The organism is Streptomyces camelliae (assembly GCF_027625935.1).
GTDB classification, from domain to species: Bacteria; Actinomycetota; Actinomycetes; order Streptomycetales; family Streptomycetaceae; genus Streptomyces; species Streptomyces camelliae.
The window spans coordinates 4600573-4618669 of sequence record NZ_CP115300.1; the positions used below are offsets into that span (position 1 = coordinate 4600573).

An 18097-nucleotide genomic window follows, 5' to 3' on the forward strand; every position below is an offset into this window, starting at 1 on the left:
GTTCACTGGTCGGTGGAGCGATGCGAGAGATCGGGGGAAACGTCCTGCCACGTTTCCCGGATGTGGTCCAGACAGCCGGCCTTGTTTCCGGAGAACTCGGTCCTGTGCCAGCCGTGCGGGAGCTGCTTCGAATCGGGCCAGATTGACATTTGGTTCAGCTGGTTGACGACCACCACGAATTGACCGTTCTCGTCATCGAACATCGCGAGCTCCCGAGCCTTTCGACTTTCCCAGTGCGGGACGGTTCTTGGTCTTTCTGGTCAGCCGACCGGTGAGGGATTCCACCGAGGGGAAGTCGAAGAGCTCCCGCACAGTGAGCTCATATCCCATTTCCGATCGCACCCGAAGGACCAGTCTGGTGGCCAGGAGTGAATGCCCACCAAGGTCGAAGAAGTCGTCTGTGACGCCCACTTCGTCAATCCCGAGGACGTCGGCGAAAAGCTCGCGGAGCGCTTCCTCCTTGGCCGACCGATCGGCCTGCCCGTCCGGTGCCGCCAGAGCGCTTCCGGCCGCCTCACCGACGGCGTCCCGGAGACCCGACCCGGAGCCGGCCCGCTCGAAGTGACCGATGTCGATGTCCCCGATCGGCAGTCCGGGCTCGGCCATCGCCCTCTCGATCATCCTGACCAGGCATTCGGCCAGGCTTTCCACGGTTCGCCGGTCGAAGAGGTCCGTGGCGTACTCGATACCGCAGTCCAGGCCGTACTGCGCACCGTCCGACACCGGCGGCTCGGTGACGGTGACCAGCAGATCGAACCGGGCGACGTCGAGTCGCCAGTCCAGGGCCGTGACGTCCAGACCGGGCATACGCATGTCCGCTACAGCGTTGTTCTGGAAAGCCAGTACGACCTGGCAGAGCGGGTGGCGGGCAAGTGAGCGGGGCGGATTGAGCGCCTCGACCAGGTTCTCGAAGGGGAGATCCTCGTTCGCGAATGCGCTGAGGTCGAACTCCCGTACCCGGGCGACCAGTTCCTTGAACGTGGGGTCTCCCGACGTATCGGTCCGCAGAACCAGCGTGTTGACGAAGAACCCCACGAGGTCGTCGAGCGACTCGTCGAAACGGCCTGCGACCGGGCTTCCGATCGGAATGTCGGTCCCACTGCCCAATCTGGTGAGAAGAGCGGCGAGCGCGGCCTGGAAAACCATGAACACGCTCACCCCGGCGGTGGCGGCGAATTCCGTCATCCGACGGTGGATTTCCGCCTCCAGCCGGAAGTCGATGACTTCGCCGCGGAAACTCGCATGTGCCGGACGGGCGTAGTCGCACGGGAGATCCAGTTGGTCGGGGATGCCCGCCAACGCCGTCGTCCAGAAATCAAGTTGCCGCGTGTACACGCTCTCCGGCTCGTCGGTCCCGCCCAGTGTCTCCCGCTGCCACAGCGAGAAGTCCGCGTACTGCACGGGAAGGGGTGCCGGCGAAGTGGCCGGGCCCTGGGTCCGTGCGGTGTACGCCCGGGCCAGATCCCGGGCGAGGGGGGCCATGGACCAGCCGTCACACGCGATGTGGTGCAGGACCAGCAGCAGGACGTGCTCATCGGGGCCGAGTCGCAGGAGACGTGCACGCAGCGGAGGCTCGGACGAGACGTCGAAGCCCCGGTTCTCGAACTCGGCCTGGAGCTTTGGCACATCGCTGTGCGTGCACTCGACGACATCCGCCTCGACACCGGCCTCGGCCGCCGCGAGCACCCGCTGATACGGTTCCCCGCCGCTCTCCGGAAAGACCGTACGCAGGCTTTCGTGGCGGCTCACCACGTCGCCGATGGCCGCCCACAGGGCCGTGCGGTCCAGCGGCCCCCGCAGGCGCAGCGGGAACGGGATGTTGTACGTCGCGCTGGGGCCCTCCAGCTGGTTGAGGAACCACATCCTGCGCTGGGCGAAAGAGAGCGGTACGCGGTCCGGGCGGGCGGCCGGGACCAGGTCACGGCGTACGACCCGTCGCTCACCGAGTTGGGCCACGAGGTCTTCGAGGACCGGGTGGTCGAAGACGCTGCGCACGGTCAGTTCGCGGTTCAGCAGCGTCCGTACACGCGCCACCAGGCGCATGGCGAGCAGGGAGTTCCCGCCCAGGTCGAAGAAGTCGTTCCCCAGGGCCGCGTCCGGCACTTCCAGGACCTCCGCGACCAGGCCGCACAGCGCCTTCTCCTCGGGGCTGCGAGGAGCACGCCCCTTGGCGGCGGCCTGGAAGGCGGGAACGGGCAACGCCTCCTTGTCCACCTTGCCGTTCGGTTTCATCGGCAGGGCGTCCAGCACCACGACGGCGTTCGGCGTCATGTAGTCCGGAAGCCATCGGCCGGCGAACTCCCTGAGCTCGCGCGACCAGTCGTCCCGGTCCGCCGAGCAGACCACGTAGGCGACCAGGCGGTCCTGGTGCGCGAGCACGACCGCCTGGGCCACCCCTGGGTGGGTGTGCAGAACCCCTTCGATCTCCCCTGGTTCGATCCTGCGCCCGCGGATCTTCACCTGGTCGTCCTTGCGGCCGAGGATCACCAGCCGTCCGTCGGGCAGCAGCCGGCCGAGATCCCCGGTCCGGTACCGGACCCCCGCCGGATGCCGGAAGAAACGCCGCGCGGTCAGCTCGGGATCGCCCAGGTAGCCTTCGGCCAGCCCCGTACCCCGGATGCTGACCTCCCCCGGCTCTCCCGCCGGTACGTCGTTGCCCTCGTCGTCCAGTACGAGGATCTCCGCGCCCGGGATCGCCCGACCGACCGTGACATCGGCACCCGCGAGGAGTTCGGTGCCGGCGCACCACACGGCCGCCTCCGTAGGGCCGTAGGAGTTGTACAGGCGGGTACCCGGCTGGAGCCGGTAGTGCTCGGAGACCAGCGGTGCCGGGCACTGTTCACCGGCGACCAGCATCACGTCCGGGCCCGTCGAAGGTTCCGGCAGCCTGCGCAGCGCGGTGAGGTAGTGCGACGGAGTCATCGAGGTGTGTGAGATCCGGGTCCGGCCGCTGAGCACGGCGTCGACGGCTCGCATCACGCCGTCCAGCGACTCGGGCGCCAACTCCAGGGTGCCGCCCGACGCGAGGGTCCACCAGATGGTGCCGAGCGAGGCGTCGAAGGACATGGGCCAGAGCATGAGGAAGCGTCGGACCGGGTCCTCGTAGTGCCGCAGCCTGGCCAGTGTGGTGCTGGTGATGGCCCGGTGGGAGACGACGACACCCTTCGGCTCGCCGGTGGAGCCCGAGGTGAAGATGATGTACGCGACGTCGGCGGGGCGGGGCCGGCGGGGCGGGCGGACCCCGCTTCGCCGGGAGACGGCGACCGGCAGGCGTAGCGCGGTGACCGGGTCCGGCGACCGCAGCCCTTCGGGCGTGCTCAGTACGGCGACGGCCGACGTCCGCTCGGCGAGAAGACGCAGCCGGTTCGGCGGGGTCTGCGGATCGACGGGGACGTACACGGCACCGGCCTTCAGCACGGCCAGGTGGGCCACCAGGGCTGCGGCACTGCGACCGAAGGAGCACAGCACGGACTCGCCAGGCTCCACGCCCCGCGCGATGAGGTCCGCGGCCAGCGCGTTCGCTTCGCCGTCCAGCTCCCCGTACGTCAGCTCGGCGTCCTCGGCGGCGACCGCGCAACGATCCGGATGGAGATCCGTCCGGTACTCGAACAAGGCGGTCAGCGTGTTTTCGATATCGGCTGACGGCGCTTCGGCACCCAAGTACATAATGGTTCACATCCGTTTCTTCACTGAGGTGCCAGACAGCGTCGTCATTCCGATCAGGCATGGCTTAATTGCCAATGAAAGCCATTGGATTCTTTGACTCAGGCTCGGTTGAGCACTCGGTCGATCATTGCTCCGAGAAGTGATCCGTGTCGAGCGCATGGAGGGTTCATCATTCTGCAGGCTCCGCTTCCGGTAACACCGGGGACGCTCCCCTCGGCAATCTCGCCCGGTAGATTCGGGCCGCATCGGGAAGCCGATACCGACGGGAGAATCACATATGACAGAGCCGTCCACACTTCATGAGCGATTTCGCGAGGTCGCGACCAGATGGCCGGACCGGTGCGCGGTGTCCGCGGGCAGTGATGCGGTGACCTACGGCCGGCTCGGCGGGCTCGCCGACGAACTATCCGACGTCCTCACCGCGGAACTGAGTCCCGCCGAGGGGCTCGTCGCCCTCAGGATCGGCCGGAGCGTGCGGGCTCCCGCGGCGATCCTGGGCGTCCTGCAGTCCGGCCGGGGCTACGTTCCGGTCGACCCGGACTACCCGGCCGCCCGTCAGCAGCACATCCTCCGCGACTCGGGGAGCGCCCTCGTCGTCACCGACAGCGGTGTCGCCGACGACGAGGTCCCGGTCGCCTCGGTCGGACCCTTCGTGATCGCCCGCAGGCCAGCCGCCCCGGACCGGGCCCGGGTGCCGGCCGGCACCGCGTACGTCATCTACACGTCGGGATCCACCGGGACACCCAAGGGCTGTCTGGTCGGGCACGAGCACGTACTCGGGCTCTTCGACGCGGCCGGGCAGGTCTTCGATTTCGGCCCGGACGACGTGTGGACCGTCTTTCACAGCTACAGCTTCGACTTCAGCGTCTGGGAGCTGTGGGGCGCGCTGCTGCACGGCGGCCGCGCCGTGATGGTCGGTCCCGCGGTTGCGGCCGACCCCGCGGCGTTCAAGACGCTGCTGGCCGAGGAATCCGTCAGTGTCCTCAATCAGGTCCCGTCGGTCTTCGGACTGCTGACCCAGGAGCTCGAACTCGCGCCCGTGGAGCTGCCGCGGCTGCGTCATGTGATTTTCGGCGGTGAGGCGCTCCACGCGGACGACATCGGGCACTGGAACGCGGTCGCCGCCGCCCCGCGGGCGAGGCTCACGAACATGTACGGGATCACGGAGACCACCGTGCATGTGACGTACTGCGAGCTGACGGGCGAACTGCTGGACGAAGCACCGGCGGGGACCACGCCCATCGGACGCGCCCTGCCCCATCTTGAGGTGACACTCGTGGACGACGACGGCGTTCCCGTACCCGACGGCGAACCGGGCGAGATATGGGTCAGCGGCGCCGGTGTGAGCCATGGATATCTCAACCGTGACGCGTTGACCGCCGAGAAGTTCGTCACCGACGGCGGCAGAAGGTTCTACCGCAGTGGCGACCAGGCTGTCCGAAGGCCCGACGGGATGCTCTATTACGTCGGAAGGAAGGACCAGCAGGTGAAACTGCGCGGCTTCCGCATCGAGCTCGGCGAGATCGAAGCGGCCCTGCGGGCCATGCCCGGCATCGGCTCGGCCGCCTGCGGGGTGGAGGAGAACCGCCACGGGGACAGGGTCCTCGTGGCCTATGTGGTACCAGCCGTGGGCACGCCTGCGAGCAGCAAGGACATACGCGACGCGCTGGCAGCCGCCCTGCCGGCCCATCTGCGGCCGCAGCGCATCAAGTACCTCACGGAACTGCCGATCACCCCGCACGGGAAGCTCGACCGCACGGCTCTGCGCACCGCCGTCACCGCCTGACGCGGTACGCGGCCCCGGCTCCTGGTCCGGGGCCGCACATCAGGCCTGAACCTCGCGGTGCAGCCGGTCGGCCGCGAACGCGAGCGAGAAGGGCAGGGACCGGTCCAGGAAGTGCAGGTCGTGCCCTCCTTCGCGCTCGTGGTACTCGAAGTCGATACCCGATTCCTCGATCTTCAGCGCCATGTGCCGGTTCATACCGATGATCCGGGCATAATCCTGCAACCCGACGTCGAAATACAGGGACAGATCGGGGACGACCGCCTGCAGATCAATCATCCTGAAGGGGTCGTAGCGCAGCCGTACCAGGCTTCCCGGCGGTCCCCAGACCCGCTCGTGGGCCGCTGTCGAGGGAATGGCGGAATCCCGGTTCTGCCGTACCTCTGAATAGGGGTCGCCCACTCTGAGTGGCGCTTCGAAGGCTCCGGCATGACTGATGACCGTGGAGAACAGACCCGGGTGCCTCAAGGCCTGCATCAGGGCAGTGGCCCCTCCCATGGAGAACCCGCCGATGGCCCTGCGCCCGCTTCTCGTGTATGCACCGAAATTCTCATCGACAAAGGACACCACCTCGCCGATGAGATAGTCCTCGTATCTCAGTCCTTTGTGGTCGTTGATGAACCACCGACGGCCGCTCTCCGGAATCACGACCATGAGATCCAGGCCCGCGAGGTGCTCGACCAGGCGAGTGCGCTGCAGCCAGGTCAGTCGGTTTCCGCCGAAGCCGTGCAGCAGGAACAGCACGGGAAGCGCAGAATTCGTCGCATTCGCCTGTGCAGGCCTGAGCACGCTGACCCGTTTGTCGCAGCCGAGTGCACGGCTCGGCCATTCCCACGTTTCCACCTCGTGCGACAAGAGCTTATATTTCTCTATGAGCCGGTACACGCCGTCACCGTCTCTGTTTCCGGGCCGAACCGGGGCGTACCCGGCTCATGGTGATCCGGCTCTCCGCAAGAGCGGTCAGGGCCATGCGGTCGATCTTTCCGGTGGAGGTGTACTCCAGGACCGGCAGAATCTCGATCAGGTCCGGGACCATATAGGCGGGCAGTGACTGACGGCAGTGGCGGCGCATGCCCCGCTCGTCCGTCACGGCGCCGGACGGCGAGGTGACGAAGGCGGCGAGGCGCGTATCGCCGGACGCCGCATCACCGACGGCCACGCATACGGCCTGGTCGACCGCGGGCAAGGACTCCAGGGCCGCCTCGATCTCCCCCAGCTCGACACGGTAGCCCTTGATCTTGACCAGGCTGTCGTTGCGGCCGATGAAGACATACCGCCCGTCGCTGGTGCGGCGCACGATGTCACCGGTGCGGTAGAAGCTCCCGTCGGGCTGATCGACGATCCGGCTCGCTGTCTTCGCCGGGTCGTTCCAATAGCCCTGCATGACCGATTCGCCGGAGATGCAGAGCTCTCCGGTCATTTCCCCGTCGTCGGGCAGCCTGGTCCGGTCTCCCTCAAGCAGGATCGCTCTGGCATAAGGGCACGGCTGTCCGATGGGCGGCGCCGCGCCGGCGGCCGCGCCGAAGTCCTCGTCCTCGACACGGTGAAAGGTGCAGACGTTCGTCTCGGTCGGGCCGTACAGGTTGTAAAGGGCGGTCACCGTGGGCACCTTGTCCCGCAGCGCTCTCAGTTGGCGCGTGGGATAGGCCTCACCGGCGAAGGACACGACTCTCAACCGGGACGCCGCGAGGAACTCGGCGTTGTCCGCCTCGACCATTCTGCGCAACGCGCTCGGTACCGAGTACCAGATCGAGATCTTCTCGTCGGCGACGAACCGGTTCAGGGCCGCGCCGAGGCCTTGCCAGCTCTCCGGAACCAGCGACACGCACGCACCCGCAGCCACGGCCACGAAGACATCGAGGATGGACAGGTCGAAGTGGAGCGGGGCATGACTGGCCAGCACGTCCACGGACGTCACATCGAACTCGCTCCTCGCCCAGTCGACGAACGCGCGGGCGTTCCCGTGTGACAGGGTCACGCCCTTGGGCGTGCCGGTCGAGCCCGACGTGTACAGGATGTAGGCCACATCGTCGGGGTCCGGCCCCGCGAGGGTGCGCGGTGTCCGCGTACCGCGGGCGAGCGCATCGGCCCAGGATGCCACGGAGAGATCGTCCGGTGTCTGCCCGGGATCCTCGCCGACGACGAGAACGGAGAGCGAGGACAGCACGTCGGGCCTGGCCGCACGGAGCGTCTCGACTCTGTCCATGGTCGTGATCAGCCACGTCATACCGCAATCGGCGATGATGGTGGCCGCCCGCCGGACGGGCGCGGTCGGATCGACCGGCACATAGGCCCCGCCGCTCCGGAGCACCGCGTGGATGGCGGCCACCGCTTCGATCGACTTGTTCAGCCAGATCCCCACGCGCATGGTTCCGCCCTGGCCGCGGCCGGCCAGGGTGCCCGCCACCAGATCGCTGATCTCGTCCAGTTCGGCATAGCTGATCTGCCGGCTCTTTTCCTTGACGGCGATCTTGTCGGGGGTGTCCCGCACGGATTTTCTCAGGAGGTCCACCAGGGTTCCGGCGGCTGTTGAAGGTGACCGCTCCATGAACCGCTTCACCTCATTCCGAGCTTCGCCGCTATGACAGATCTCTGCATGTCCGAGGTCCCTGAGGAAATTCTGGTGCCGAGTGCGTCCCGGAGCCGTTCCTCGATCCCGGCTTCTTCCGTGTATCCGTAGCCGCCGAAGATCTGCATGGCGCCCTCGAACGTGGCGACCGCGGCCTCGCTGATGGCGAGCTTCACCATCTCCGGGTAACAGGACTCTTCGTTGTCCGCCAGTTCCCAGGCGGCCCGGTAGGTGAGGTTCCGGGCTGCTTCCAGCCTCAGCCGCAGGTCGACGATCCGGTTCGTCACCGACTGGAAGGAGGAGATCCGGCGCCGGAACTGCCGCCGTGAGCGGGTCCGCTGCACACACTCTTCGAGCTGCGCCTCGATCGCGCCCAGCAAAGGGGCGAGCAGGAGGGTTCGTTCCCACGCCATCACCGAGGCGAAGATCTTCGACCCCTGCCTTTCCGCACCCAGCCGCCGGCTCTCGTCCACGACGCAGTCGTCGAGGACGACCTGGCCCCACCGGCACGAGCGGAGCCCCATCTTCTGGTACTCGGCCTCGACCCTCAGCCCGGGATGGTCCCGCTCGACCAGGAACGCCGTCACTCCCGTGAACCCGAACTGCTTCCCGAGCGTTGCGTAGACGAGGAACACATCGGCCTGCGGCGCGTTCGTCACGAACCTCTTGCGTCCCGAAAGCCGATACGTCGTTCCGTCCTTGACGGCGGCTGCCTCCATGGCGAGCGCGTCGGAACCGGCCTCGGTCTCGGTGATGGCGTGCGCGCCGGTCAGCTTCCCGCTCGCCAGGCCCGGCAGGTACGTCGCCTTCTGCTGCGGCGTACCGAACTTCACGATCGGGTGCTGTACGGCCCACATGTGAGCGCCGGCCGAGACAAGCAGCCCGATGTCCCGGCAGCCGTATCCGAGCCCTTCGAGGGCGAAGGCACAGGTGAGCGGGGAGTGGCCCAGACCGCCATAGTCGACAGGCACCGGCAGCGCCATGACCTGGCCGGCAGCGAGCGCCTCCCAGTCCGCTCCGCCCTCGCCCGGCTGCCCGGGAGCGAGCGAACCGCCGTGCTCGCGGAGGCGGTTGTACAGCGCGAGCTGCTCCGCGGACCACTCAAGATTCACTGCCGTGCCCCCGCTCGTCCCGCGCCCTGGTGAGCTTCTCGATGGCCTGGTCGACTTCGAGCTCCGTCGCCGAGTCGTCGCCGAGAAGGCCGTTCATGTACTTCTCGTAGGCGCCGAGATCCATGAGTCCATGGCCGCTCAGATTGAACAGAATCGTCTCTGTCGAACCGCTCTCGCGGGCCCGTACGGCCCGGTCGATGGCGTGCTTGATGGCGTGGGCGGACTCCGGTGCCGGGATGATCTGTTCGGCGCGGGCGAACGTCACACCCGCCTCGAAGATCTCGTTCTGCGCGTACGCGACGGCCTCAACCAGGTTCTCGTGGTACATCCAGCTGATCACGGGAGCCGCGCCGTGGTATCGCAGCCCTCCGGCGTGGATGGGCGACGGCATGAAGTCGTTCCCCAGCGTGTACATCTTGGACATCGGGGTGTTGCCCAGGGCGTCGTGGTGGTCCCAGGTGTAGACACCCCGCGTCAGTTTCGGACAGGACTTCGGCTCGACCGCGACCAGCCGAGTCTTCCGGCCCGTCTCGACCGACGCGCGGTAGAACGGGAACGCGAGGCCGGCGAAGTTGCTCCCGGCACCGATCGCCCCGATCACGGTGTCCGGGAATTCGCCTCTCTCCGCCATCTGGACGAGCGCTTCCTCACCGATGACTGTCTGGTGCAGCAGCACGTGGTTGTCGCCGCTTCCCGCGGAGTAGCGGACGCCGTCCCCTTCGTTGGCGTACTCATGCGCCTCGGAACTGGCCACCGACAGGCTCCCCGGGCAGTCGGGGTCCTCCAGAAGAATCGTTCGCCCGGCCTCGGTGTGGACGCTGGGGCTGGGGATGACCTTCGCGCCATTGAGTTCCATCATCAATCGGCGGTAGGGCTTCTGTTCGTAACTGCACTTCACCATGTAGACGGTGCAGTCCATGCCGTACGACTTGCACGCCATCGCCAGCGCCGTGCCCCACTGCCCGGCGCCGGTCCCGGTCACCAGCTCGCGTATCCCGGCCTTCTTGTAGTAATAGGCCTGGGCAATAGCCGAGTTCAGCTTGTGGCTACCGGAAGGGCTGACCCCCTCGTATTTGTAGTAGATCTTGGCAGGGGTACCGAGCGCCTTCTCCAGCTTCCGGGCGCGCACCAGAGGCGTCGGCCGCCAGCGCTCGTACTCCGCCCGCACTTCGTCCGGAATCGCAATGAACGACTCTTTGCTCACGCTCTGCCGGTAGATCGAGAGAGGAAGCTGCGGCTGAACTCCGTGCCGCCCCGCCCGCTGGGCCGGCCTCCGCTCCTGGGGGATATATCCCGCCAGATCAGCGATCACGTTGTACCAGTGCGTCGGAACTCCGCTCCGAACTGCGTCTTCACTCACTGCCACTCCTCCTTGCCGGGCCGGCTCGCCATCGGAATCACTGTCGGTCGGGTCAGGCCACCTGTGCGGCCACCAGCCGGACCAGGCTTCCCACGTCGACGAGGTCGACCTGCATGAGTGCCTCGTCGTTGATCTCACAGGAGAGATCAGTTTCGAGCCGCGTGATGAGTTCAAGGAGACTCAGCGAATCCAGGCCGATCGTGGACGAGTACAGAGGGACTTCGTCCGCTATGTCCTCCGGAGACAGCTCAAGGTCGAGAATATCGATGAGCTGGCGCCTGACCTGCATCGAAACTACGGAATCCGCCACGGGGCCCCCTCAGGGACAATGGGCGTCGGAATCTGCTCCGACGCGAAACGGTCAAATTCGGCGGGCAGTGAGAAAGTGCTTGCCCCCTGCCTGTATTCGGCAGCCCTCGCGAACTACCCGCAAGAAACCGCCAGCTTCCGATGCTGCACCCGGACCGTTCACTCGCACCAGCGCGCAAAGGGTTCCGGATCATGCAACTGCGTGATCCTGATCTGCCCAATTCCTGCGGGTACCGTTCGTCTCAGGCGCGCGCCACTGACGAGTCTTCCTGCACGATTGTTTTCTCCTTGCCCCGGACAAAAAGGAAAGCCGCCCCGGCGAGAACGAGTGCGGGTGCCGCGGCCAGGGCGAAGCTGGTGTGGAGCGGCAGGTTGGAGATGGCGAAGCCGATGGTCGCGGCTCCGGTGGTGTTGCCGGCGTTCACCGCCGTGTTCACCCAGGTCCCGGCCCGCACCCGGGCCTGCGGTGCCGCGGACTGGTTGGCGACGAGGTACGCGGCCGACAGTCCAGGGGATATACAGACCCCCGTGCAGAGCGCCATCAGCGCCAGCACCACGAGGTTCGGTGACAGTCCGGCCAGCCCGATGCCGATGGCCGGCCCGGCCACCAGTATCGGCAGCTGCTTGCGAGACGAGAGCTTCCAGTTCACCGCGCCGTAGGCCAGACCGCCGAGCGCGCTGCCTGCCGACAGGGCCGCGCTGCACCAGGCCACCGCGGCCCCCTGGTGGTGGAACCTGGCGAACGCCACCATCAGCAGGCTGACGGTGCCCAGGCAGAGACCGATACCGAGGGCGGCCAGGACCGGCTGGACGATCGCGCGTCCGACTCGCCCCGCCTCACCGCGCTCCTTGGCGTTGTGCGTCGCGGACCGCACCACGGGCGAGGTGACCAGTGCGGTCGTGCCGCAGGCCACCAGCGTCGCCGAAAGGAGCAGCCCGGCCGACGGTACGGCGACCGTGGCCACCAGCCCGGCGAGGAGCGGGCCGGCCAGGAACAAGACCTCTTCGGCCACGGTGTCGAGACTGAAGGCGCGGCGCAGCAGGTCCGGGGATTCGGGGATGAGTTCGTTCCACAGCGCCCGCATCGTCGGACCGAGAGGTGGTGCGCAGGATCCCGCGGCACCGGCGACCCCGATGATCAGTGCGACGGACACACCGTGCCACCAGGTGGTGGCGCCGAGCATGGCGAGCAGGAGCGCGAAGACGAGCGCCATCGGCAGCAGCGCACGTCGCAGGCCGTGACGGTCGATCAGCCTGGCCCGCAACGGGGCGAGCAGGGTGGCCCCGGCGGCGAAGAGGGCCTCGGCGCCGCCGGCGACCGCGTACGACCGGCCGCTGCCGGTCAGCGCGAGCATGAGGGAGAGCGGGGTGATGCCGTAACAGAGTCTGCCCACCAGCGCCGCCCCGAACGTGCGGGTCGCATGGGGGGTACGCAGGACGTCGACGTACGAAGGCGTACGCAGTTGCATCGCGAATGTTCCTTGTCCAGAGTATGCGGTCAGGCCACTTGGGCGGTGTCGGACGGGAGCCCCCCGGCCGGCCGGCGATGCCCGTGCTGGGCCCCCCAGCCACGGTCGACAGCGGGCTCCGGATACATCTCCCTGCCGCGGCCGGCCGCCTCCTCCTGCGCGATGAGGTACCCCAGGTGCGTGCGGTTCCGTGCGCCGAGTCGCTGCATGATCTTGGAAATGTGGCTGCGGCACGTGCGCTCACTGATCGCAAGGCGCCGTGCGATTGCTCCGTCCTTTTCCTCGGTCATCATCAATTTCATGATCGAATTCTGAATGTCGGACACGACCGATCCCTCGATACGCGTCCGATAGGACGAGGTCATCGGCTGGGCGAGACTCCAGATCGCCTCGAACACGTCGACCAGGAACGCGACGACGGCAGGATATTTGATCATGATCGCCCCGGCCTCTTCGGAGCCGCCGGCAATGAAGGCGGTGTGCCGGTCGAAGACCATCAGGCGTCGGGAGAGACAGTCCAAGGTCCTGACCTCGGCGCCGATCGCGGTCAGTGATTCCGCATGTTTCTGAGTGTTCCCGCAGAAGCGTGCGCTGTGCTGGTAGATCGCGCGCATGCTGACGCCGCGTTTGAGCATGGCGCTGTCGCGCGGATAGGCCTGTTCAAGGATCGCCCGAGGTCGCGGCCCGCCGGGCTGAACCACCAGGACCTCGAATTTGCATGCGCCGGCCGCCTCCGCGATCCGTGTGTTCACCGCATCGGGATCGGCGATGGCGACTATCTGCCCGCTCTTGCAGTCGGCGGACAGGGCTTCGTTGAACACTCGCAGGCTCCGCAGTTCGGACTGGGTCCTGGTCACGTCGCGCACCACGCGGTCCAGGGATTCCAGAAGCCGGCCGAAGGCCTTTTCCTCTGCGACGTCTGCGCTCACTGCGGTGACGAAGTCCGGATCGGTCTCGGCGTAGGTGACAAGACCGACATCGCGCAGCTGGTCGAGCGTGGCGACGGCAGTCTCCCGATCCGAGCCGAGCAGCGCGAGAACGTTCGGATGTGACAGATCGCCCTCGGTGATGAGTTGCCGGTAGGTGCGAACTGCGTTCGAATCAGGCGTATTCATGCTTGATCACCCTTCAGGTGCAGGCGCATTGTCAGGGCCGTACGGCGTTCAACTCGTCGAAAACCGACCGGAGGATCACCGAGACGTGGCGGGCGCTCCGCAGGCCCGAACGCGGCAGCAGACCGCCGGTGTCCAGCGCCCGCGCCATCTCCTGGTAGACCGCGCGGCGCAACTGGGGGGTGGGCGGGGCCGGGTGGTCCTCGATCCGGCCGGCAGCCTCGGTGGTGACGGCGCTGTCGGCCACCACGATGCGCCGGTCCGTACCCAGGATCTCCAGCCGCTGGGACCTGACGGTGCTCTCGGCGGTGACCACGAAGCTGAGGACGGCACCCTCCCTGAACTCGACCAGGCCGGCGATCCGCGAGTCGATACCAGGTACGAGCTCTCGGCTGCCGCCCAGCCGCAGGTTCACGGGCTCACCGAGCAACTGGCAGGCCAGATCGAGGTAGTCCACGGCCAGATGCGCGGCGACACCGCCGAGCGACTCGGCCGGGTCATGGCGCCAGCCCGCCCACCGGTAGTGCGCGCTGGGCCGGTACCGGGACACCTGGAGCACACCTGTGGCGCCCTTCCCCCAGTCCCAGCCGAGCACGTGCTCGGGGAGCCTGAGCCGTTCCTGGAGCATCACGCCGATCGGACGGCCCAGTCGGCGGCCGAGCGCCACGATCCGGTCGATCTCGGCGGGCGAGGAAGCCGGGGGCTTCTCCAGGAGCACCGCCTTCCCCGCACGCACGGCCTCCTCCGCGAGGGCGGCCCGGTTCCCTGGAGGCACGCACAAGGCGACGAGATCCACCGACGGGTCGTCGAGCAGGCCGGCCCAGTCCGCCGAGCGGGGCAGGCCGTCGGTGTCCACGGACCCGTCCCGCTCCAGGACAGTCGCGACCCGTGCGAACGGGACACCGTCCAGGGCCGCGGCATGCTGTCGGCCCGCCACCCCGAAACCGACGATGGCCACACCGAGTGTCATGGCGCCCCTACTCCACTTGTCTGCTCCGCCGCGATACCCGCGGACAGGCCCGCGCCGACGATCTCTCCCGAATGCTCGTCCATCAGCGGAACCGCACCGGGCGCCCGCACCTCGTCGTACGGGTCGGCGGGCAGGGCGTCCAGCGTGCGCCCCGACACGCGCGGGATGTCGTCGCTGACGGGCCGAGCTGCGCGAGAGCCCCACCGCGCCGTCGCCGGGTCGAAGCGTTCCGCCGGCTCGCGGACGATCCCCCGGATGTTCCCTCTGCCGTGCCGGACCAGCACCCGCGCCCCTGTGGTCAGCGGCTGTCCAGAGAAACCGCAGACCCTGTCCCCGGTTTCCGGGCCAGGACCGGGAACCGTGGCGATGCCCGCGGGCAAGGCCCCGCGCGAGAGGCCGAGTCCGTCGTCGGGACGGACGACCACCGAGCGGCCATGCCCCGCGACCGCCGGCTCCCGGCCTGCTGCCTCGATCACCCTGATCCGGCAGCGAGCCCCCGAGGCAAGCACCACGGTCCCGTCTCCGCAGAGGGCCGGCTCCCCCGGGTTCATCGCGGGCGTGGCGCCGCGCGCTCGCGCCGCCGTGTGCGGCGCGACTGGCAGTGGATACGCGGCAGCGGGCAACTGCGTCATGGTCAGTTCGGCGATCGCGGTGTTCGTCATGCCAGTTGCTTCCTTGGGAGGAGGCGTTCCGCCGCTCGGTGAGCGTCGGGGGACGAGAGACGAGTCGGCTACCACCAGCCGTTGCTGTCCGGCTCGGTGCTCTTCGCGGATGCGCCGGTCCCGGGAGCCTGGCCGTCGGCCATCTGGACCGTGCGGGTGCCAGCGGCGTTGGTGACGCAGGGAGTCGTGGCGGTGAGGCCGACGAGCGCGGCCGCGGTGATACAGACGGAGAGCGCGCGATTTCCGAATTTGGACATGGCTGTTCCCCCGGTGAATTGGTCGGATTCGAACTGGCGGGCGTCGCTCCGCCTCGTTGCTTCGCTATCGTTTCGCCACCATCGCTCCAGGACCAGGCTTTCTGGATGCGGCCATCTGCCATGACGGGTAGTGGACAGAGCGGCCCGCATCTCACATGCTGAGACAGTCAGGAAGGCGCTGAACCAGGGTTGTCCAGGGCTGGTCCGACACACCCCTGGCCGCAAGGAACGGCTATGGCGGGACTGGCCGACGGCCCGGTCGGCACGGGCGGTGGCTTCCTGTTCTCCCGTTCGACGCGGGCCTCGAAACAGAGATTCGGGGCCGTGCGGGCCAAGCGCCCCAAGACCGTCGCGGACTGCGACGCCTGTCCGGGATCCAGGCGAGTTCGGTCCGGCCGCGTTCGGGGCGTTGGGGAGCGACCAGGCCGGCTTCGAGCGGCGGCACCTTTATCGGCCCGCCGGACTTCCGCGTTTCTCCTGGTCAACTGCCTGGCTGTGGCGAGAGCGGGGTGGCCGGGGTGTTGAGGACGCCGAGCTCGGCGACCTTCAGCGCGGCCTGGAAGCGGGTCTCCACGCCCAGCCGGTCGAGGAACGCGGCGATCGTACGGCTCAGCGTGCGAGCCGATACCCCCAGTTGCCGTGCGATGCTCTCGTCCTTCATGCCCGCCGCGAGCATGCGCACGATGAGCTGCTCCTGGGCGGTGATCTCGATCTCCGAGTGCGACTTCTGCGAGCGCGGCTCAAACGGCGTGGCGTTGTGCCAGCAGAAGTCGAACAGCGACTGAAGCGAGCGGACCAGTTCGGTACCCCGAATAGCGAATGCGCCCTGCGAACTGTCCTGCGGGTCGATGGGAAGGAGCGCCAGGCTGTCGTCGAAGAGCAGCATGCGCAGCGGGAGATGGGCGGCCAGCCGGACTTCCATTCCGAGCTGAGAGGCCGATTCCAGATACTCTCCCATATGGGGCACTTCGGCGATGTGCTGGGCATAGAGCGTGCGGACCTTGATGCCCCTGCTCATCACTTCCGAGTCGCGCAGCAGCATGTCGTCCATGAGATCCACGGGCGGAATTCCGCCGGGATGCATAGTGCATTCACGGGATTTGACGAGGCTCACCGCATCATCCAGGAACGCATTGGCCTGACTGACGCTGCGCAGTGTTTCGACTTCGATGACGTCCCGCCCGTACGCGCGTAGATTCATGAAGTCACCCATGATGGCCCTGATGGAATCACGCGTGCGCGCCAGCTTTTCCTTGTGCCGGGCCACCTGCCGTTCCTCGGCTGCGAACAGCCGGTAAAGCGCCGCATCTGGATCAATGGCGACATACCCGCCGGGCGTCTCCGTCGATGGAACGAGAAGGCCGATTCTTTCCAGACTTTCGAGCGTCGACTCCACTTCCGCCGTGGAAATCCCCGCGGCGGCCGCCAGGTCTTCTGCCAGCCACGACGGATTCTCGTGTATCAGCCGATAGAGGACCTGTGCCAGTGAGCGATCCGAGGGTCCCGGCCCTCCCGTACCCCTCTTGCCGCGATGCGACACATTCCCCCCAGCCTTCAGCCCGGCAGTCGAACCCGCTTGCTGTGCGCAGGAAGCAAGTTCGCGTCTCTGCACGCCGAGACAGCGCCGCATCCCCGAGACGCACCATACCTCCGTCTCCCTTATCGAGCCAGTGATCTCGGCCTTGCCGGGCAATGGGGCAGGGGGGTGACGCCTTGCCTTTTCAGCACGCTGAGTGGCGGGCCAGACGGGTGTTTTTTCAGGACTTGGAGCGGCTGGTCAGTTCGTCCCGAACCGCCTCGGCCGCCTTCGTGGCGCTGACATAGGACCGCTCCAGCACATTGTTGTGCCACGCTTCCACACCTACGGTCCGCTCATGGGCGAGAGTCGCGGCGATGACGCTGCGTGAGAGCGCCGAGCCGACAAGAGCGGGCAATTTGGAACGCTGCGGGCCCGTCACCTCAAGGGTGAGCCGGTGAAATCGGCTCGGGATCTCGCGGAGGACATTCAGCATGCCGCGGGTGTCGAGGCGGCCTGCCGCTCGGATCTGGAATCCCGGCACCGAAGCCTCTTCGCCCAGCAGCCCCGTCAATTCGGCCACGAGTGAACTCAGCAGAATTTCCTGAGAGTTGGGGGCCCGGTCGATGCCGAGCATCTGCTTGGCCTGGTCCACTCCGAAGGGCCCCGACTCCTGGCGCACCCCGTCGACGACGGTGACGGTGCGGAACGAGGCCTCGGAACCGTACTCCCACACCGCCGTCACCTCCAGGGGAAGCACGGCGGAGTGCGTGACGACGCGGGACACCGGGGGCGCGGGCTCCCAGGTCATGGGCCGGCCCCCGGCCGTGATGGCGTCGAACGGGGAGGCGTCCAGAAAGACACGATGGTTCGGGCTGAACGCCGTCGTGAGGTGGTTGATCGAACAGACGGTCTCGGCAGGGGCGACGCACTCCACGTCGGACCGCCAGCGGATATTCTCCAGCGGCTGCCCGGCGGCCGGGCGGCCTTCGTCGTCCAGCGGGAGGTCTGCACTCACGACGACGCTCAACCCGCCCAGGTTCACACCGCGGGCGGTGAAGCCGTTGACCTGCGTGACCAGTACGCATGACGCCATGGCGGCGAGCGCCGTCTCATACGGTGAGGGATCGGGCGACGCCCCTGCCTCGGCCGCCGACCTGTGAACGAGCCGGAAGTCGCGGGCCAGCCGCGTGGTGCCGCAGCGGGCCGTCAGGGTGCGGCTCGCCACCGTGCCGGGCCGCGCCGGACCGGCCGGAGCTTCGACCGCGAAGTCGGCCACCGCCTCCTCCGGCCTCTCCCGAATCTCGTGGAC

Annotated in this window: 15 protein-coding genes; 1 reads left to right on the forward strand and 14 read right to left on the reverse strand. The window is 67.5% G+C overall.

Features of this window, described 5'->3' with window-relative positions; genetic code table 11:
• Positions 1 to 2 precede the first annotated feature (2 nt).
• Positions 3 to 203, reverse strand: coding sequence for an MbtH family NRPS accessory protein (locus O1G22_RS20905; protein WP_270082738.1), 201 nt, complete (start codon positions 201 to 203; stop codon positions 3 to 5).
• Positions 193 to 3612, reverse strand: a complete 3420-nt coding sequence (locus tag O1G22_RS20910; protein ID WP_270082739.1) for an amino acid adenylation domain-containing protein — start codon at positions 3610 to 3612, stop codon at positions 193 to 195. The genes O1G22_RS20905 and O1G22_RS20910 overlap by 11 nt, the downstream gene beginning before the upstream one ends.
• A gap of 331 nt (positions 3613 to 3943) precedes the next feature.
• Here O1G22_RS20910 and O1G22_RS20915 point away from each other — a divergent pair, with 331 nt between their 5' ends.
• Positions 3944 to 5452, forward strand: coding sequence for an amino acid adenylation domain-containing protein (locus tag O1G22_RS20915; RefSeq protein WP_270082740.1), 1509 nt, complete (start codon positions 3944 to 3946; stop codon positions 5450 to 5452).
• 39 nt (positions 5453 to 5491) lie between these two features.
• Here O1G22_RS20915 and O1G22_RS20920 read toward each other — a convergent pair whose 3' ends face one another.
• From O1G22_RS20920 to O1G22_RS20975, 12 genes are all read right to left on the reverse strand, one after another.
• Complete coding sequence (locus O1G22_RS20920; RefSeq protein WP_270082741.1) at positions 5492 to 6334, reverse strand: alpha/beta hydrolase; 843 nt, start codon at positions 6332 to 6334, stop codon at positions 5492 to 5494.
• Positions 6335 to 6338: 4 nt separating this feature from the next.
• The gene (locus O1G22_RS20925; protein WP_270082742.1) at positions 6339 to 8009 is read right to left on the reverse strand and encodes an amino acid adenylation domain-containing protein; all 1671 of its coding nucleotides are present in this window, start codon (positions 8007 to 8009) and stop codon (positions 6339 to 6341) included.
• Positions 8006 to 9130 carry an acyl-CoA dehydrogenase family protein gene (locus tag O1G22_RS20930; RefSeq protein ID WP_270082743.1) on the reverse strand — a complete coding sequence of 375 codons (1125 nt, stop codon included), beginning with the start codon at positions 9128 to 9130 and terminating at the stop codon, positions 8006 to 8008. The genes O1G22_RS20925 and O1G22_RS20930 overlap by 4 nt, the downstream gene beginning before the upstream one ends.
• A complete protein-coding gene (locus O1G22_RS20935) occupies positions 9120 to 10490 on the reverse strand; it encodes a TrpB-like pyridoxal phosphate-dependent enzyme (protein WP_270082744.1) in 1371 nt (456 codons plus the stop codon). Before O1G22_RS20935 ends, O1G22_RS20930 begins: the two co-directional genes overlap by 11 nt.
• Positions 10491 to 10542: 52 nt before the next feature.
• The gene (locus O1G22_RS20940; protein ID WP_270082745.1) at positions 10543 to 10800 is read right to left on the reverse strand and encodes an acyl carrier protein; all 258 of its coding nucleotides are present in this window, start codon (positions 10798 to 10800) and stop codon (positions 10543 to 10545) included.
• Positions 10801 to 11041: 241 nt separating this feature from the next.
• Positions 11042 to 12268 (reverse strand): MFS transporter, encoded by a 1227-nt coding sequence (locus O1G22_RS20945; protein WP_270082746.1) that lies wholly within the window; start codon positions 12266 to 12268, stop codon positions 11042 to 11044.
• A 29-nt stretch (positions 12269 to 12297) separates the two neighbouring features.
• Positions 12298 to 13383: a helix-turn-helix domain-containing protein gene (locus tag O1G22_RS20950; protein WP_270082747.1), complete on the reverse strand. Its 1086-nt coding sequence runs from the start codon at positions 13381 to 13383 to the stop codon at positions 12298 to 12300.
• Positions 13384 to 13414: 31 nt separating this feature from the next.
• Complete coding sequence (locus tag O1G22_RS20955; RefSeq protein WP_270082748.1) at positions 13415 to 14350, reverse strand: Gfo/Idh/MocA family protein; 936 nt, start codon at positions 14348 to 14350, stop codon at positions 13415 to 13417.
• Positions 14347 to 15012, reverse strand: coding sequence for a hypothetical protein (locus O1G22_RS20960; protein WP_270082749.1), 666 nt, complete (start codon positions 15010 to 15012; stop codon positions 14347 to 14349). The genes O1G22_RS20955 and O1G22_RS20960 overlap by 4 nt, the downstream gene beginning before the upstream one ends.
• Positions 15013 to 15080: 68 nt before the next feature.
• A complete protein-coding gene (locus O1G22_RS20965; protein WP_270082750.1) occupies positions 15081 to 15269 on the reverse strand; it encodes a hypothetical protein in 189 nt (62 codons plus the stop codon).
• A gap of 481 nt (positions 15270 to 15750) precedes the next feature.
• Complete coding sequence (locus tag O1G22_RS20970; protein ID WP_270082751.1) at positions 15751 to 16665, reverse strand: helix-turn-helix domain-containing protein; 915 nt, start codon at positions 16663 to 16665, stop codon at positions 15751 to 15753.
• A gap of 361 nt (positions 16666 to 17026) precedes the next feature.
• Positions 17027 to 18064, reverse strand: a complete 1038-nt coding sequence (locus O1G22_RS20975; RefSeq protein WP_270082752.1) for an OsmC family protein — start codon at positions 18062 to 18064, stop codon at positions 17027 to 17029.
• Between the last annotated feature and the right edge of the window lie 33 nt (positions 18065 to 18097).

What these genes read in the sequence shown, in the direction of transcription:
- O1G22_RS20965 (WP_270082750.1), bottom strand. Translation starts at nt 15,269, where the DNA reads ATGTCCAAATTCGGAAATCGCGCGCTCTCCGTCTGTATCACCGCGGCC.
- O1G22_RS20905 (WP_270082738.1), bottom strand. Translation starts at nt 203, where the DNA reads ATGTTCGATGACGAGAACGGTCAATTCGTGGTGGTCGTCAACCAGCTG.
- O1G22_RS20945 (WP_270082746.1), bottom strand. Translation starts at nt 12,268, where the DNA reads ATGCAACTGCGTACGCCTTCGTACGTCGACGTCCTGCGTACCCCCCAT.
- O1G22_RS20950 (WP_270082747.1), bottom strand. Translation starts at nt 13,383, where the DNA reads ATGAATACGCCTGATTCGAACGCAGTTCGCACCTACCGGCAACTCATC.
- O1G22_RS20960 (WP_270082749.1), bottom strand. Translation starts at nt 15,012, where the DNA reads ATGACGAACACCGCGATCGCCGAACTGACCATGACGCAGTTGCCCGCT.
- O1G22_RS20955 (WP_270082748.1), bottom strand. Translation starts at nt 14,350, where the DNA reads ATGACACTCGGTGTGGCCATCGTCGGTTTCGGGGTGGCGGGCCGACAG.
- O1G22_RS20915 (WP_270082740.1), top strand. Translation starts at nt 3,944, where the DNA reads ATGACAGAGCCGTCCACACTTCATGAGCGATTTCGCGAGGTCGCGACC.